General features: G+C 67.7%; 18 protein-coding genes. 5 read left to right on the top strand and 13 right to left on the bottom strand.

Features of this window, described 5'->3' with window-relative positions:
* Positions 1 to 192: 192 nt before the first annotated feature.
* Positions 193 to 1,068, bottom strand: coding sequence for an ABC transporter substrate-binding protein (locus OKW76_RS05435; RefSeq protein ID WP_265551820.1), 876 nt, complete (start codon positions 1,066 to 1,068; stop codon positions 193 to 195).
* 110 nt (positions 1,069 to 1,178) lie between these two features.
* On the opposite strand from OKW76_RS05435, the gene OKW76_RS05440 reads away from it, so the two are divergent.
* Complete coding sequence (locus OKW76_RS05440; protein WP_265551822.1) at positions 1,179 to 2,213, top strand: hypothetical protein; 1,035 nt, start codon at positions 1,179 to 1,181, stop codon at positions 2,211 to 2,213.
* A 3-nt stretch (positions 2,214 to 2,216) separates the two neighbouring features.
* Here OKW76_RS05440 and OKW76_RS05445 read toward each other — a convergent pair whose 3' ends face one another.
* Both OKW76_RS05445 and epsC read right to left on the bottom strand, forming a co-directional pair.
* Positions 2,217 to 2,558, bottom strand: coding sequence for a DUF2794 domain-containing protein (locus OKW76_RS05445; RefSeq protein ID WP_265551824.1), 342 nt, complete (start codon positions 2,556 to 2,558; stop codon positions 2,217 to 2,219).
* Positions 2,555 to 3,235 carry a serine O-acetyltransferase EpsC gene (epsC, locus tag OKW76_RS05450; RefSeq protein WP_265551826.1) on the bottom strand — a complete coding sequence of 227 codons (681 nt, stop codon included), beginning with the start codon at positions 3,233 to 3,235 and terminating at the stop codon, positions 2,555 to 2,557. The genes OKW76_RS05445 and epsC overlap by 4 nt, the downstream gene beginning before the upstream one ends.
* A gap of 152 nt (positions 3,236 to 3,387) precedes the next feature.
* On the opposite strand from epsC, the gene OKW76_RS05455 reads away from it, so the two are divergent.
* The 3 genes from OKW76_RS05455 to OKW76_RS05465 all read left to right on the top strand — a co-directional run bounded on the left by OKW76_RS05455 (position 3,388) and on the right by OKW76_RS05465 (position 5,887).
* A complete protein-coding gene (locus OKW76_RS05455; RefSeq protein WP_265551828.1) occupies positions 3,388 to 4,152 on the top strand; it encodes a sulfite exporter TauE/SafE family protein in 765 nt (254 codons plus the stop codon).
* Between the two features lie 54 nt (positions 4,153 to 4,206).
* Positions 4,207 to 5,115, top strand: a complete 909-nt coding sequence (locus OKW76_RS05460) for a hydrogen peroxide-inducible genes activator (RefSeq protein ID WP_256507753.1) — start codon at positions 4,207 to 4,209, stop codon at positions 5,113 to 5,115.
* Positions 5,116 to 5,368: 253 nt separating this feature from the next.
* On the top strand, positions 5,369 to 5,887 hold the full coding sequence (locus OKW76_RS05465; RefSeq protein WP_265552782.1) for a fasciclin domain-containing protein: 519 nt from the start codon (positions 5,369 to 5,371) through the stop codon (positions 5,885 to 5,887).
* A 61-nt stretch (positions 5,888 to 5,948) separates the two neighbouring features.
* Here OKW76_RS05465 and OKW76_RS05470 read toward each other — a convergent pair whose 3' ends face one another.
* Genes OKW76_RS05470 through pgsA form a run of 3 tightly spaced genes read right to left on the bottom strand, consistent with a single transcriptional unit; the run spans position 5,949 to position 7,194 of the window.
* Positions 5,949 to 6,386 carry a molybdenum cofactor biosynthesis protein MoaE gene (locus tag OKW76_RS05470; RefSeq protein ID WP_265551832.1) on the bottom strand — a complete coding sequence of 146 codons (438 nt, stop codon included), beginning with the start codon at positions 6,384 to 6,386 and terminating at the stop codon, positions 5,949 to 5,951.
* Entirely contained in the window at positions 6,383 to 6,640 is a 258-nt protein-coding gene (gene moaD, locus OKW76_RS05475; RefSeq protein WP_265551834.1) for a molybdopterin converting factor subunit 1, read from the bottom strand. The genes OKW76_RS05470 and moaD overlap by 4 nt, the downstream gene beginning before the upstream one ends.
* Positions 6,640 to 7,194: a CDP-diacylglycerol--glycerol-3-phosphate 3-phosphatidyltransferase gene (gene pgsA / locus OKW76_RS05480; RefSeq protein WP_265551836.1), complete on the bottom strand. Its 555-nt coding sequence runs from the start codon at positions 7,192 to 7,194 to the stop codon at positions 6,640 to 6,642. Before pgsA ends, moaD begins: the two co-directional genes overlap by 1 nt.
* 128 nt (positions 7,195 to 7,322) lie before the next feature.
* Between pgsA and OKW76_RS05485 the strand changes: the two genes are divergently transcribed.
* On the top strand, positions 7,323 to 8,585 hold the full coding sequence (locus OKW76_RS05485; protein ID WP_265551838.1) for an MFS transporter: 1,263 nt from the start codon (positions 7,323 to 7,325) through the stop codon (positions 8,583 to 8,585).
* Positions 8,586 to 8,589: 4 nt separating this feature from the next.
* Here OKW76_RS05485 and OKW76_RS05490 read toward each other — a convergent pair whose 3' ends face one another.
* The 7 genes from OKW76_RS05490 to OKW76_RS05520 form a co-directional block, all read right to left on the bottom strand.
* Positions 8,590 to 8,757, bottom strand: a complete 168-nt coding sequence (locus OKW76_RS05490; RefSeq protein WP_265551840.1) for a hypothetical protein — start codon at positions 8,755 to 8,757, stop codon at positions 8,590 to 8,592.
* A gap of 96 nt (positions 8,758 to 8,853) precedes the next feature.
* A complete protein-coding gene (locus tag OKW76_RS05495) occupies positions 8,854 to 12,213 on the bottom strand; it encodes an amidohydrolase family protein (protein WP_265551841.1) in 3,360 nt (1,119 codons plus the stop codon).
* Positions 12,214 to 12,287: 74 nt separating this feature from the next.
* Positions 12,288 to 12,782 (bottom strand): nucleoside deaminase, encoded by a 495-nt coding sequence (locus OKW76_RS05500; RefSeq protein ID WP_265551843.1) that lies wholly within the window; start codon positions 12,780 to 12,782, stop codon positions 12,288 to 12,290.
* A 40-nt stretch (positions 12,783 to 12,822) separates the two neighbouring features.
* Positions 12,823 to 13,968: an aminotransferase class V-fold PLP-dependent enzyme gene (locus OKW76_RS05505; RefSeq protein ID WP_265551845.1), complete on the bottom strand. Its 1,146-nt coding sequence runs from the start codon at positions 13,966 to 13,968 to the stop codon at positions 12,823 to 12,825.
* The gene (locus OKW76_RS05510) at positions 13,965 to 14,723 is read right to left on the bottom strand and encodes a tryptophan 2,3-dioxygenase (protein WP_265551846.1); all 759 of its coding nucleotides are present in this window, start codon (positions 14,721 to 14,723) and stop codon (positions 13,965 to 13,967) included. Before OKW76_RS05510 ends, OKW76_RS05505 begins: the two co-directional genes overlap by 4 nt.
* A 46-nt stretch (positions 14,724 to 14,769) precedes the next feature.
* Positions 14,770 to 15,654 (bottom strand): general secretion pathway protein GspK, encoded by an 885-nt coding sequence (locus OKW76_RS05515; RefSeq protein WP_265551848.1) that lies wholly within the window; start codon positions 15,652 to 15,654, stop codon positions 14,770 to 14,772.
* A complete protein-coding gene (locus tag OKW76_RS05520; RefSeq protein WP_265551850.1) occupies positions 15,651 to 16,181 on the bottom strand; it encodes a type II secretion system protein GspJ in 531 nt (176 codons plus the stop codon). The genes OKW76_RS05515 and OKW76_RS05520 overlap by 4 nt, the downstream gene beginning before the upstream one ends.
* Positions 16,182 to 16,227: the final 46 nt, after the last annotated feature.

The raw sequence follows: 16,227 nt of genomic DNA on the forward strand, positions 1-16,227 counted from the left end.
GGCTATTTGCATTCACCCACGAACAGTAGCAACCACTCCAACATCCGTATGCTTCGAAAAGTCCCAAATATGAGGGAATTAGCGAACGCTGGCGAACACTGGCGCGCTACGTATCACGTATAGTTCTACGGAGTCCGTCTCCGCCAACCTTTGGCTAACACCGGCGCCGCAAGGCAGCGCCGGTTCGGTGCTTCAGCCCGGAAACATCGCCTCGAACGCCGGTGCGTCGACGACGTCGCCGCCGTGCGTGTGGAGATAGCGCCACATCGGCCGCCACATTTCGATATCGGGGGCGACCGGCGCGATGAACTTGCGCAGCGATGCCTCGACGATCGCGTCGACTTCTTCGCCCGGCTGTTCGCCGCTCGCGGCATACCAGAGCTCGCGCGCTGCCGCCGGGTCGGCGACCAGATCGGGAATCACCGCATCGAGCGCGGCAACCAGCTTGGCGATCGCGGTGCGGGTGGCGTCGTCGGCGGTCGCCGCGCCGATCAGCTCGAGCGCCGAGAAATTGGGGATGCCCGCCTCGCCGGTGGTGATGAGCTGGGTGTCGAGCCCGCGGACGCGCGCGGCGACGCCCTCGACATTGGCGAAGGCGAGCCACGCGCCGTCATAGCCCGCGACCAGATTGTCGACATGCGCGAAGCCCGCGGGTTCGATGCCGACATGGTCGGTACCGCCCGCCCCGCCCTGCTGGCGAATCCACGCGGCAAGGATATCCTTGCACAATTGATCGGTGGTCGGGTTCGACACCGGCGAGGCGATGCGGACCGGCTGGCCCGCCACGAGCCGCGCCAGCGACGCGCGGTGGATCAGTACCCCGCCGTCGGTCGCGAAGAAGCACCCATAAGAGCGTAGCTTGCACGCGCGCTGCTCGACCAGATGGAGCGGTTCGTTGACGACCAGCTCGACCTCGCCCGCCGCCAGCGCTTCGAAGCCGTCATAATGATCGTCGGGAATCACGAGTTCGATGTGCAGCCCCTCGCGCGCCAGGCGGTCGCGCGCGGCGATCAGCGGGAGGTGATCGGGGTTCAGGAACCATTCGAGCGCGATACGGAGCTGTTGCATGGTGCCCCGCGTCGCAACTCGCCGCGGCTTAGTCAATCGTCCCAACCTCGATGGGTGTATTGCACGGGTAATGCACTCGTGACATACTCGCCGCAGACAGGGAGAGTGCAATGTACAGTGAAAGCGATCTGAACAGCGCAGTCGAAAGCGGAGCGCTCAGCCGCGAGGCGGCCGAGGCGCTGCGCAGCCATGTCGCCGCGGGGCGGCATGCCCCCGCGGTCGACGAGGAGCATTTCCGGCTGCTGACCGGCTTCAACGATATCTTCGTCGCGGTCGCGCTCGCGCTGCTGCTCGCGGCGATCGGCCAGATCGGCGCGGCGATCACCGATGCCGCGGGCGGGCTCGGCGTCGCGGTCGCGGCATGGTTCCTGGCCGAATATTTCACCCGGCGGCGGCGCATGGCGCTGCCGAGCATCCTGTTGCTGCTGGCGTTCGTCGGCGGCGTCGCCGGCACGCTGGTGGGGCTGGTCGTGACGCTCAATCCCGATCTGCCCGACGCCGCCAATGGGGTGATCGCGGGTGCGATCGGATTGGCGGCAGCGGGCGCGGCATGGGTGCATTGGCGCCGCTTCATGGTGCCGATCACCGTCGCGGCGGGAGCGCTCGCACTGGTCGGCGCGGTCGTCGGCGCGGTGTTGTTCGCGTTGCCCGACGAGGCGGCGCGCGACGCGGTGGCGATGCCGCTCGCGCTGGTCGGCGGCGTCCTCCTCTTCGGCACCGCGATGTGGTGGGACATGTCCGACACCGATCGCCGCACCCGCCGAAGCGATGTCGCCTTCTGGCTGCACCTGGCCGCCGCGCCGCTGATCGCGCACCCGATCTTCCAGATGCTGGGCGTGTTCAAGGGGGCGATCGGCGCCGATGTCGCGGTAATGGTGTTGCTGCTGTACGTCGCGTTCGGGTTCGTCGCGCTGGCGGTCGATCGGCGCGCGCTGCTGGTGTCGAGCCTCGCCTACGTCCTCTACGCGCTCTACGCGCTGTTCCGCTCGGCGGGCGCGGTCGAGCTGGGCGCGGCATTCACCGGGCTGGTGATCGGATCGGCGTTGCTGACGCTGTCGGCCTTCTGGCAGCCGATGCGGCGGATCGTGGTCGGGCTGGTCGGCGGGCTCAGCACCCGGTTGCCGCCGGTGGCGACGGTCGGCTGAGGCCTATTCGACCAGCTTCATCAGCCGGCGCTCGACCGGCGCCAGCACCGGCCCGAGTTCGGCACCGCGCTTCAGCACGGTGCCGTTTTCGCCGACCAACGCCCACATGCCCTGGCGATTGCGAAGCGCGGGACGCTTTTCGATCCGGAATTCAGGGTTCTCCGCGGCGCGGCGGAAGGCGGCGAACACCGCCGCTTCGCGCCCGAGTTGGATCGCGTAATCGCGCCAATGCCCCGCGGCGACCATCCGACCATAGAGGTCGAGGATCCGGGTAAGCTCGAGTCGGTCGAAGCCGATCTGGCTGGGGCGATTGCCGAGCGGAAGCGGAAGGACGGTAGCGGTCACGCGCGGTCGCGCCGCCCTTCTTCCTCGTCGACCAGCAGGTCGAGCCGCTTGCGCAGGGTTTCGAGTTCGCAGCGCAGCGCATCGATCTTCTGCGTCGCCGGGTCGCCCATTTCGCTGCACGGCGTGCCATAGGGCATGAACGGCTTCTGATAAGTGCCCGCGCCGATCAGCGTTGATTTGGCGGGGATACCGACCATCGTCGCGCCTTCGGGGACGTCCTTGGTCACCACCGCATTGGCGCCGACCCGCGCACGTGCGCCGACGACGATCGGCCCGAGCACCTGCGCGCCCGCGCCGACGATCACGCCATCCTCGAGCGTCGGGTGGCGCTTGCCGACAACCCCGTTATCGGGACTCGTCCCGCCCAAGGTCACGCATTGGTAAATGGTGACATTGTCGCCGATCACCGCAGTTTCGCCGATCACGGTGAAGCCGTGATCGATGAAGAAATTGCGCCCGATCGTCGCGCCGGGATGGATGTCGATCGCGGTCATCCAGCGCGACCAATGGTTCACCAGCCGCGCGAGGAAATATAGCCGCCGCAGGAACAGCGCGTGCGCGATCCGATGATAGCCCAGCGCCCAGACGCCCGGATAGAGCAGGATTTCGGCACGCGACCGCGGCGCGGGATCGCGCGCACGGATCGAATCCAGATATAGTTTCAGTCCGTTGAGCATCGGCGCGTCCCCTAGCGACGCTCCAATCTAGGCACTGGCCCTGCCAATTACCAGAACACCCCCAGCCAGGCTTTGCACGCCATAAACTCTATGTATCTTGTGGGATATCGCGCGATGCCGCAGAACCGCGGCGCTTCAGGGGAAGGGCGCGCATGTTCGAAGCTTTCAATCTGGTCGATCTCTTGCCCTATATCGCGGTCGGCCTGGTCGCGCAGATCGTCGATGGCGCGCTCGGCATGGCGTTCGGGGTGATCTCGAGCACCTTGCTGGTGAGCGTGCTCGGCGTGCCGCCCGCGACCGCATCGGCGGGGGTCCATCTGGCCGAATGCTTCACGACCGGGGTGTCGGGAATCAGCCACGCGCTGCACAAGAATGTCGATTGGAAGCTGTTCTGGCGGCTGCTGATCCCCGGCGTGCTCGGCGGGGTGACCGGCGCCTATCTGTTGAGTTCGCTCGATGCCGGGATCACGCGACCGTTCGTCATGGCGTATCTGGCGGCGATCGGGGTGTATCTGCTGGTGCGCGGAATCCGCTTTCCCCCGCGCGAGCATCGCGACCCGCGCTTCGTCTCGCCGCTGGCGGCGGCGGGCGGCTTCCTCGATGCCGCGGGCGGTGGCGGCTGGGGACCGGTGGTGACGTCGAACCTGCTGGTCCAGGGCGCGCAGCCGCGGATGACGATCGGCACGGTCAACTCGGTCGAGTTTTTCCTGACGATAGCGATCTCGATCACCTTCCTCGCCAATTTCGGGTTCGCGGCGCTCACCACTGCGGTCGTCGGGCTGCTGATCGGCGGCGTGATCGCGGCGCCGTTCGGCGCGCTCGTCGCCAAGCGGGTGCCGACCAAGACGCTGCTGGTGATGGTCGGCGTGGTGCTGACCGCGACCAGCGTGTTCAGCCTGGTGCAGGCGCTTCGATAACACGGCGCCCGCTCTGGTACGCGAAGGGGTGAGCGCCTAGGTGACGGTGCAACGATGACCATCTACCTCCCCACCCTCAAGCAGCTCCAATATCTGGTGGCGCTGCACGATGCCGGCCATTTCGGCCGCGCCGCCGAAGCGTCGAACGTCACCCAGTCCACGCTGTCGGCGGGAATCCGCGAGCTCGAGACGCTGATCGGGGTGACGCTGGTCGAACGTACCCGCCGCGTGGTGCGCTTTACGCCCTTGGGCGAGCGGATCGTAGAAAAGGCGCATCGCGTGCTGCGCGAGGCCGACGAGCTCGGCGAAATCGCGCGCGCCGCGGGGCGGCCGCTGTCGGGCGAGATGCGGATGAGCGTCATCCCGACGATCGCGCCGTTCATGCTGCCGCGGATCCTGCCGCGGCTGCGCCGCGACTATCCCGACCTTAAATTGTATCTGCGCGAGGAAGCCAGCGGATCGGCGTGCGAGGCGCTGCAACAGGGGCGGACCGACTGCGTGCTGCTCGCGCTGCCTTATGGCTGCGGCGATGTCGAGGTCGACGAATTGTTCGACGACCGGCTGCTCGTCGCGTTCCCGCAGGGCGAGGTAGGCGGCACCAACGGGCCGATCGTCGCCGAGGATATCGACGAGACGCGGCTGCTGCTGCTCGAGGACGGGCATTGCCTGAAGGACCATGCGCTGGCGGCGTGTTCGCACCTCGAGCTGCGCGGGCGGGCTTCGATGCTCGGCACCTCGCTGCACACGATCGTGCAGATGGTCGAGAATGGGCTGGGGGTGACGATGCTGCCCGCGATGGCGATCGAATCGGGCATCTTGGAGGGCACCCACATCGTCGCGCGGCCAATCGAATCCGAGCGCGCCTCGCGCCGGATCGCCTTGGTGTGGCGGCGCGCTAGCCCGCGCGAGCGCGACTTCCGGCTGCTAGCCGACGTGCTGCGCGCCCACGCGCCGGCGGCCTAACCCACGGAATTAGTACCGCATACGAAACCAAATGCGGTCGTGGGGCGTATATAGGGTGTGCGTCGGCTTCACGATGCGCGCTTCCCTATTCCGATCACTGGAGAACCAGATGCTTCGCCTGTCAGCACTTACCCTTGCCGCCTTGGCCGCCACGTCGACCGTCGCGATCGCGCAGACCACGACGCAGCCGACCGGCGCGACGCCGGCACCGACCGCAACCACCGCACCTGCGGCAACCGCGCAGCCTTCGACCATGGCAGCGCCCGCAGCGACCGCGACCGCGCCCAACCCCAAGGTCGGCGGTGCCGAGATGCTGGCGACCAAGACGATCGTCGAGAACGCATCGGCTGCCCCCAGCCTGTCGACGCTGGTGACCGCGGTGAAGGCCGCCGATCTCGCCGAAACGCTGTCGGGCGCCGGCCCCTTCACCGTCTTCGCGCCCGAGAACGACGCGTTCACGCGGCTTGCCCCCGGCACGCTCGACACGCTGATGAAGCCCGAGAACAAGGCGGTGCTCGCCAAGGTGCTGACCTACCATGTCGTGCCGGGCAAGGTTTCGCTGGCGCAGCTGCAGGAGCAGATGAAGGCCGGCGGCGGCACCGCGACGCTGACCACGGTCGAGGGCAGCCCGCTGACCGTCGCGACCGAGGGCGCAGCGATCGTGCTGACCGACGTCAGCGGCAACAAGAGCTATGTCGCGATCCCCGACGTCAACCAGTCGAACGGTGTCGTGCATATCGTCAACGGCGTGGTGGTGCCCAAGCTCGGCTGATCGGCCGCACCTTCGCGATACCAGGACGCCGTCGGGGCAACCCGGCGGCGTTTTTGCTGGGCTATTCCCAGCCCTTGGCGGCGCTGTCGTCGGCGGCGCGCGGTTCGACCCAGCGGTCGCCCGCATCGGTCGCCTCGCGCTTCCAGAAGGGGGCGTCGGTCTTCAGCCGGTCGATGCAATAGCTGCACGCCGCCAGCGCCTCGGCACGATGCGCGGCGGCGGTGCCGACGAACACGATCCGCTCGCCGGGGTGCATCGTCCCGACGCGGTGGAGGATCGTCACCGCGCCTAGCGACCAGCGCGCTGCTGCGGCTTCGGCCACCGCCTGCAGCGCCGCCTCGGTCATGCCGGGATAATGTTCGAGCGTGAGCGTGGCGACGCCGTCGTCGGCGCGCACCAGCCCGGTGAAGCTGGCAATTCCCCCCATCCCCGCTGCCTCGACCCCCGCCAGCGCGTCGGCCAGGTCGATCGGCGCGGTCTGGACGCCGACGCGGATCATCCGCCGGTGACCGGGGGGAAGATCGCGATCTCGCGCGCGCCGGCTACCGGCGCGTCCATCGCGACGAAGTGTTGATCGACCGCGGCGCGTAGCCGCGTGCGATCGGCAAAGGCGGCGGCGTGGCCCGCGCTCAACGTCGCCAGCCAGTCGATCAATGCGTCGAGCGTGGCGGCTTCGGGGGGCGGATCGAGCATTTCCTCGCCGATGCCGACCGCTTCGCGGACCCAAGCAAAATACAGCAGCCGGACCGCCATCAGCTGTCCATGTGCTTGAGGCCGACGCGCAGATAATCCCAGCCGGTGATCAGCGTGAGCACCGCTGCGCCCCATAGCGAGGCGAGCCCGACCATCTTCACAAAAGGCCATTCGGGCAGCGCGCCGCCGAGGATCAGCGCGCCGAGCGACACCAGCTGCAGCGTCGTCTTCCACTTGGCGAGCTGCGACACCGGCATCGACACGCGCACGCTGCCGAGAAATTCGCGCAGCCCCGACACCATGATCTCGCGCAGCAGGATGATCAGCGCGGCGATCATGTGGACGCCTTCGATATCGTGCGTGCCGACCAGGATCAGGATCACCGCGGCGACCATGATCTTGTCAGCGATCGGATCGAGGAAGATGCCGAGCTTCGACACCGTTCCTTGCGAGCGCGCCAGATAGCCGTCGAGATAATCGGTGAAGCCGACGATGCAGTAGAGCACGAAGGCGATGCCATAGCCCAGCTGCCACCCCGGCCACCACAGCAGGGCGACGAGGATCGGCACCGCGAAGATCCGCGAAAGCGTCAGGATGTTGGGCAAGGTAAGCATGGGCAAGCATGGCTGTACGGGCCCGCCCCGGTTCCCGCAACGCCGAGCGCGCGCAATCGTCATTGTCGCATGCGTTACCAATGGCCTATGGAGCGGCTCCCGAGAGCGACGTGGATTGCGCCTACCCGATGATTCCATCCATCAGCCTGCTCGGCGCGCGACGGTTCCTGCCCTTGTTCGTCACCCAGTTCCTGGGGGCCTTCAACGACAATCTGTTCAAGAACGCGCTGATCTTCTTCGTCACCTATTCGGTGTATAACGATGTCGGAGCCGAAACGACCTTCTCGGCGGTGGCGACGGGCATCTTCATCCTGCCCTTCTTCCTGTTTTCGGCGCTGGCGGGCGAGCTCGCCGACAGCCACGACAAGGCCGCGATCATGCGGACGATCAAATGGGCCGAGATCGGCATCATGATCGTCGGCGCGACGGGCATCTTCCTCGAACTCACCTGGGTGATGCTGCTCGCGCTGTTCGCGATGGGGGTGCATTCGACCTTTTTCGGGCCGATCAAATATGCCGTACTGCCGCAGCATCTCGCCAAGGAAGAGGTGCTGGGCGGCACCGGGCTGGTCGAGGCGGGCACCTATGTCGCGATCCTGGCGGGCACCATCGCCGGCGGGCTGCTGCACCCGCATCACGCCGCGATCGCGGTGATCGGCGTCGCGGTGATCGGCATGCTCGCGGCGCGCGCGATCCCGCCCGCGCCGCCTTCGGTGGCGATCAAGATCGACTGGAACGTGCTGCGATCGTCGATCCGGCTGGTGCGCGCGACGATGCATGTGCGCCGGCTGTTCCTGGCGATTGTCGCGATCAGCGTGTTCTGGAGCATCGCGGCGATGATCGCGGTGCTGTTCCCGCCGCTGGTGAAGAACGTCTATTTCGCCGAGCCGAGCGTCGCCAGCAGCTTCCTGGCGGTATTCTCGATCGGCATCGCGATCGGATCGGTGATCATCAACCGGCTGCTCAAGGGCGAGGTGTCGGCGCGCTATGCCCCCGCATCGGTGCTGGCGATGGGCGGGTTCCTGATCGATTTCTGGTTCACCTCGCGTGGCTGGGCGCCGGTGGTGCCGGGGCTTGCCGACCTGCCGACTTTCCTCCGCGATCCGGGCGCGATCCGCGTGTTCTTCGATCTGGCGGGGATATCGATCACCGGCGGCATGTTCGTGGTGCCGCTCTATGCCTTCCTGACGACGATCGTCGACCAGTCGCAAACCGCACGAACGGTGGCGGCGAACAACATCGTCAATTCGGGCGCGATGGTGATCGGATCGGTCGGCATCCTGGGGGTGACCAACCTGGGTATCGAGCTGGTCAACGCGCTGTGGGTGCTGGTCGCGACCGCGACGGTATCGGCCTATGCCGCGTGGCGGCTCCACCAGGCCTGCGACTGAGGCGCTACACCAGGAACGTATAGAAGCAGATGAAGAAGGCGGTGAAGCTGAGGACGAACAGCTTCATGTCGCTATCGTCGGCGCTCGCCTGCGCGGTGACGACGGGCTTGCGCGACAGGCTGCGACGGAACGGATGCCCCTGCGGGGCCGGGGGTGTTGGGCGCTGCATCATGCGCAGTTAACGTTTCGTTAGGGATTTGGTCCAACCCCAAACGCGCGCCCGGCTGTATCGGATCGGGACGGTGCGGCTGCACCGTCCCTGCCCCGGTCACTGCCACCAATAAGGCAGCCGCTGGCGGTTCCCGGTCTCGACTTCGTTCATCGTCCGGGCATCGAACATCCGGCCGCCGACCATCACGCGGTTGACCTTGTCCGAATTGCGGATGTCGGCGGTGGGATCGGCATCGAGCACCACCAGGTCGGCGAGCTTGCCGACTTCGAGCGAACCGATGTCGCGCGCCATGCCGAGCGACTGCGCGGCGACGATCGTGCCCGCCCCCAGCGCCTCGACCGGGGTCATCCCGCCGCGGACGAACGACCACAGCTCCCAATGCGAGCCGATTCCCGCCTGCTGGCCGTGCGCGCCGATCGACACGAGCTTGCCCGCCTTGGCGATCTTGTTCGCCTCGCGCGCATTGTTGTCGTCGACGAAGTTGCTCTCGGGCGCCTTGGTCACGCGCGCGGTGGCCGCGAGCAACGTGTCGGTGGGGGTGTGGACCAGCAGCGGGTTTTCCCAGACATTGGTCGCCTGGCGCCAATAGGGATCGCCCGCCAGGCCGCCATAGGACACTACCAAGGTCGGCGTGTAGTTGGTGTCCGACTGGCCGAACATCTGGACCACGTCCTTGTAGAAGACGTCGAGCGGGATATTGTGCTCGAGCGTCGAATTGCCGTCGGCGATCAGGTTCATGTCCATGCCGAACAGCGAGCCGCCCTCGGCGACGACCTGGATATTCTCGGCGCGCGCGGCCGCCACCACCATCTGCCGCTGGTCGCGGCGCGGCTGGTTGTAGTTCTTCACCGAACGCGCCCCCTGCGCCTTCAGCCGGCGGACATGCGACAGCGCATCTTCATAGCTGTCGATCTTGGCGTACACATTGGCTGCGCGCGCGCCATAGATGATCTCACCGGTCGAGAAGATGCGCGGACCGGTGAGCAATCCCGCCGCCTGCATTTCCTTGGCGACGAAGATTTCGCTCGCCTGGCTCGACGGGTCGTGGATCGTCGTGGTGCCGAGCGCGAGATTCTGGAGCAGCGACCAGTTTTGCTGCGGTACCACCTCGTCATCGCCCTGCGGGCCGTGCGCATGCGCATCGACCAGGCCGGGAATGATCGTCTTGCCCGCGACGTCGATCGTCTTGGCGCCCGCCGGTACCGGGGTCGAGGCGCGCGGGCCGATTGCGACGATGCGGTCGCCGCGGATCACCACGACGCCGTCATCGACGATTCCGCCATCGGCACCCGCCATCGTCACGATCCGCGCGCCGGTGAGCGCGACCGTGCCACCGGGCTTGTCGGCGGCCTGCTCCATCGCAAGGCTGAGGCCCTGCGATGGCGGCACGAACTTGGGCGCATTTTCCGCGCGAGGGGCATTGGCGAACAGCGTGTTGCGATCGACAGTATAAAGCGTCGGCCCCATCGACCAGTGCAGCCGCTGGCCGTCCTGCGACCAGTTCACATAGCTCGCGCCATTGGCGCTGACGCGGGTGACGGGCAGCACCTTGCCCTCGGTATCGATATCGACCGCCTGGTTGCCGGGCATCAGCGGCAGGACATGCGCTTCATAATTCTGGATGAAGGCGGCATATTGCCCGTCGGGCGCGACCGAATAGCTGACCGCCAGTTCACCCGCGAAATGCTTGCGCTTGGCGCCGCCATTGAGGTCGGTGCTGACGAGCAACTGCTTCTGCTCCTCCTCGCCAACCATGAACAGCCGATCGGAGGCGGCGGCGAATTGCGGCTGCGCCATCCCCTTGGCGATCAGCACCGGCGCACCGCCGGTCGCGGCGACGCGATAGACGCCGGGATCGTCGCCATAGCGGCGCGAGGTGACGCCGCCCGAGCGCTTGGCTTCGAACGCGATCGTCTTGCCGTCGGGCGAGAAGACCGGGCGGGCATAATGGCCGGGGCGCGTGGTCACCACCTTGGGCGACCCACCGCTGGCGGCGACGGTAACGATCCGGCCGAGAGCGGTATCGGTCCAGTCGACGAAGGCGATCGTGCGGCCGTCGCGCGACCAGGTCGGGAACAGCTCGCGCCCCTCGCCGCCGCGCGTCAGCCGGCGCGCCGTGCCGCCTGCTGCGGGCTTGACGTAGAGCTTGCCCAGGCTTTCGAACACCACTTGCCGCCCGTCGGGCGAGACGGTGGCGAAGCGTGGCATCGCGGTGGTGAAGCGATCGGGTGCGACCTCGACGGTCGGATGCGGGGCATTGGCGACGCCGCGGGTGTCGCTGATGCGGAAGGGGATGTCGGTCGCCGCACCGCTTTCGACATTCACCCGGCGCAGCTTGCCGCCAGCCCAGACGACGATCTCGCGGTCGCCGGGCATCCACGCCATGTTGGGATACAGGCCGGTGACCGCCCAGGTTTCCTGCACGTCCTGATCAAGCGCGTCATAGATCTTGCGCTCCTCGCCCGATTCGAGATCGCGGACGTAGAGCTTGGACTTGGTCGCCTCGCGGCGGACGAAGGCGATCCGCGTGCCGTCGCGCGACGGCGTCGGCCGCACCGATCCGCCATTGCCCGAGACCGCAGTGGTCGTTTCGCCGGTTTCGAGGTCGTAGCGTTCGATATTGAACAAATTGGTGTTCGAATCCTGCGCATATTCGAAGATCGGGCCCGGGGTGACGTTGCGGGTGAAGTATATCCCCTTGCCGTCGGGGGCGAAGATCGGCTCGCCCAGTTCCTTCTGGTGGCGCTCGTCGGGGCGCTTGACCAGCTTCACCCCGGTGCCGCCCGAGACGTGATAGAGCCACACCTCGCCGGTGCCGAGCGAACGGCCGGTGGTAAAATGCTTCTTGGCGGCGATGAAGCGGCCATCGGGCGACCAGCTCGGCTGGTTGAGCAGGCGGAATTCTTCCTTGGTCACCTGGCGCTTGTCGCTGCCGTCCCGGTTCATCACCCAGATATTGTCGCCGCCGCCGCGATCCGAGGTGAAGGCGATGCGGTTGCCGTCGGGCGAGAAGCGCGGTTGCACCTCCCATGCCAGCCCCTCGGCGATGCGCGTCGGCGCGCCGCCGCCGATCGGCATGGTGTAAAGATCGCCGAGCAGCGCGAAGGCGATCGTGCCGCCATCGGGGCTGATGTCGAGGTCCATCCAGCTACCCTCGTCGGTCGCGATCGGCACCTGGCGGATGGTCGCGCCGGTGGGGGCGTTGACGTCCCATTTGGGCTTTGCCGCGGGGGTCGCAGCGGGGACCGGCGTCGTCGGCGCGGTCGATGCGGGCTGCGGCTGCGGGAGCTGGTCGGCGGCGGGATTGGGGTCGCGCGCCTGATCCTCGGGGGCTTCGGTCGCCTCGACCGGCGGCTGGGTCTGGGCTGGTGGGGTTTGGGCGGGCGGGGTCTGGGCAGCGGCGGCGGCCCCCAGCGAAATGGCGAGGGCGAGGATGGACGCAGCGCTACGCAGCATAGACGAAAACTCCCTGGGATCGGCTTGGTATGCCGCGACCCTAGAGCGCCTGCCCAACCCGCACAACGGCGGCGTCAGATGTTGCCCTGCTCCTCGACCGGCACGTCATCGTTCGGGCCGTAATAGAGCTTTGCGCACTCCGCGGCGAGCACCCCGCCCTCGATCGACAGATCGTCGCGCCAGGCGTCGCGGATGAAATCGACCGTATCGATCTGGCGATCCTCGAAATACATCGGATGGACGTCGTCGCGCCCGGCGCCGAACACGATCCGCCCGACCTTCGACCAGATCGACGCCATCGTGCACATGCCGCACGGCTGGAGCGTCGAATAGAGCGTCGCGCCGCGCAGCTCCATGTCACCGATCGCCGCGCCCGCCGCGCGCATCGCGACGATTTCGGCATGCGCGGTGGCGTCGCAGGTCTCGGCGGTTTCGTTGCAGCGCGCCGCCAGCACCGTGCCGTCGCGGACGATGATCGCGGCGATCGGGGTGTCCGAAGGGTCGCTGCCCTTGGTGAGGGCGAGCGCGATCGCTTCGCGCATCCAGCGTTCGTCTTCGGTGTCGGGCATATGCAATCCTTTGGGTTCGCGCGCCAACGAGCTTGTCGCGCTAAAGCTCCGAGGCGATCGCGCAGAAGCGATCGATGTCGCGTTCGTCGTGATAGAGGCCGAGGCCGATCCGCAGCACGTCGCCGCGCACGTCGGTGATGACGTCGCGCGCGAGCAATGCCGCCTGCCAATCGGCGGCGCGCGGGCTGCGCAAGGCGATGAAGCGCGCCTGCGCGCCCTTGCCCGGAGGGTTGACCAGTTCGGCATCGCCGAGCGGCGAACGGCCCAGGCTGTCGATCAACCGATCGCGCAGCGCCGCGACGTGGGCGCTGACGACGCCGGTCGAGATGCCTTCGCGCGCCAGCATGTCGCGCACCGCGACGAAGCGGTAGAGGCCCGACGGATCGAAGGTCGCGCCGAGAAACCGGCGCGCATCGGGGGCGTAGCCGACCTGTTCGGGCGGCAGCGCGAGGTCGTCGAACGCGCCGTACCAGCCGGTCGCGACGGGGCGCGGCGCAAAGCCGGCGGGCGCGTGGAGGAAGCCGACCCCCTCCCCCGCCATCGCGTATTTATAGCCGCCGCTGGTGTAGAAGGCGCGATCGGCGATTGCCGACAAGTCGGTGTCGACCGCCATGAAGCCGTGATAGCCGTCGATCAGCAGCCACGGTCCTTCGGGCCGCGCGACCTGCGCCAGCGCGTCGAACCCGCCGACGACGCGCCCGGTGCCGAACATCACGTGGCTGACGACGATCAAGTCGTGCTCGCCGCTCGCCGCGCGATCGAGCAGCCGCGCTTCGAACCCGTCGGCGACGGGGACGCGCTCGACGACGGCTTCGCCGGCCTCGACCCAGCGCAGCGCCTGACGGGTGAAGCTGTGGAACTCGCCGTCGGTGGTGAGGATGCGGATCGGGCGGCGCTCGATCGCCGAGGCGATACGCAGCAGGAAATCATGGGTGTTGCTCGAAAAGCAGACCGTCGAGGGATCGGGCAGGTTCAGCTCGTGCGCGACATGCGCCTGCGCTGCGGGCCAGATTTCCTCCATCACGCGCCGCCATTTGCGATCGGCGAGCCGCGCGGCATCGTCCCACGCCGCCTGCTGGCCAAGCCAACTCGCGTCGGGCCACAGATGATGGCTGTGCGCCGCCATATGCAGCCGATCGGGTGCGGCGGCGGTGGCGCGCTGGAACAGGTGCTTGTAGCTCGTCACAAAGCGGTCCTTAGCGACCAGAGTTCGGGGAAAGCGCGCTTGGGCAAGGTAGCCTCGAGATAGGAAACGCCGGTGCCGCCGGTGCCCTGTTTGTGGCCGATGATCCGCGAGACCGTCATGACATGCTTGTGCCGCCAGACCGCGAAGGCTTCGTCGAGATCGACCAGCTTTTCAGCGAGCTGATAGAGCGGCCACCATTTGGCTTCTTCGCGATACACTTCGCGCCAGGCATCCTCGACGCGGCCGTCGGGGGCATAGGGCGCTGGCCAGTCGCGCGCGAGCGCTTCGGCGGGGATCGGCAGGCCGGCGCGGTGCGCGGCGGCGTTGGCTTCGTCCCACAGGCTGGGGCGCTCGGCGGCGGCGCGGGTGGCGGGGCCGTGGCGCGGGCCGTCGCGAAAGCCGAGCATCACCTCGACCGTGCGGAACTGGTCCGACTGGAAGCCCGACGAGGTGCCGAGCACGCGGCGGAAGCGCAGATAATCGGTCGCGGTCATCGTCTGGAGCACGTCCCACGACAGCGTCATCACCGCCTGGATCCGGCTGACACGCGCCAGCGTCTTGTAGCTTTCGACCAATCGATCGGCGCGGATCAGCTCGATCGCCAGACCCAGCTCATGGATCGTCTGGCGCATCCACAATTCCTTGGTCTGGTGCATCACGATGAACAAGGGTTCGTCGTGATGATCGGAGATCGGCTGCTGCGCGCTCAGCAACTGGTCGAGCGCGAGATAGCTGTCATAGGTTATCGTGGACATGGCGGCAGGCTTACCGCGTCGGCGACCGGCTAGAAAGCCTGGCGGATCATGCGGGGTCGACGAACGCGGGAGCCTCGGGCGGGACGGCGGCGTTGCGCCAGCGTTCGACGGTCACGGTTTCGATGCTGCCATCGTCGCGCGGTCGCCGCTGGATCAGCGCGGCGCCCGATTGCGCGGTGCTGCCGATCGTCGCGCGGGTACGCACCCAGAAGGTGTTCGAGGCAAAGCGCGTGCCCGGCGGCGCGGTGACGTTCTGGTCGCTCAAATCCTGCTGGGTCAGGAAGCCCTGCCGGTCGCGCACCGCGATCAGCCGATCGACCACCGCGGGATCGTTGAACAGCAGCAGCAGCATCTCGCGATCGGCGGCGTTGAGGTTGATCTGGGTGATGCCGGGCAACGCGGTGACGAGGCGTTGCAGCCGGTCGGCGACCGCGCGCTCGACCCCGGCGAGGCGGATCGGGCGGAGATCGGTGATCGGCCCCTGCCCGCGGACATAGGCGATCGCCAGCAGCATCTGTTCCTCGTCGAGCCCGACCTGCCGCGCGATCGTGTTGAACATGATGACCGGAGCGGCCTCGCCCGAGCGCAGGCTGTTGATGTTGAAGCGCCCCTCGGCATCGGCGATCACCAGGTCGAAGGTACCGCCCTCGATCGCGATCCCGCTTTCGGCGAGCGCGCCCCAGGGTTCGGCGGCGTGATCGACCTGCGGCGCCTCGATCGCATCGCGGCGCAGCGCCACGAGCGCCGAGACTTCGCCGCCGCGCACGATCGCGAGCGCGCGCGACGCCTCGCGCATCCGCAGCGCGCCGTCGAGCGCGAGCTCCTCACGGTTGACCATCAGCAGCACGAGGCCGGTGGCGATCGCGACGAACAGCAGGACGTTGATGAGGATCATGCCCTCTTCGCCGGGCGGCGGGGGGCGGCGGGTCATGGTGCCTGCTCGGGGCGCGCGGGGAGCGCGACGACGCGGCGGAGCGTGCCGCGGCCTTCGATGCCAAGCTCCATCTCGACCGCGCGCGGCCAGGCCTCGCCGGTTTCCTCGGACAGCGGCCAGGTTTCGCGCCAGCCGCCGTCCTCGAAGCGGAAGCGCGCGGCGGTGACCCCCGACAGCAACCGCTGCGGCGCGCCGCCGATCGAACGCAGCAGCGTGCCGCCGGCAAGGGTGTAGCGCACCTCGACCGGCGGGCCGCCAAATCCGGGGGCGACGCGGGTGAAGATCAGGTCGCGCCCGCTCGAGACGACGCGGCCGCGCGCGATCTGTTCGAGGTCGCTCGAGACGACGAACATCGCGCGGCTGACGTTCGCGAGCGAATCGAGCCGGGTGGCGGTGCGGGCCTGGACGCCGAGCACGCTGTCGACCAGCGCGAGCCCGGCGACCGCGATGAGCGCGAACAGGCCGAGCGAGATCATCAGTTCGAGGAGGGTGAAGCCTGCTTCTTCCTCGTTACAGTCCCTCACCCTTCCCACCCGGCTGCGCCGGGCGGGCCCCTTCCCTCTCCCGCAG

The sequence above is a fragment of the Sphingomonas sp. S1-29 genome (genome assembly GCF_026167545.1).
GTDB lineage: Bacteria > Pseudomonadota > Alphaproteobacteria > Sphingomonadales > Sphingomonadaceae > Sphingomonas.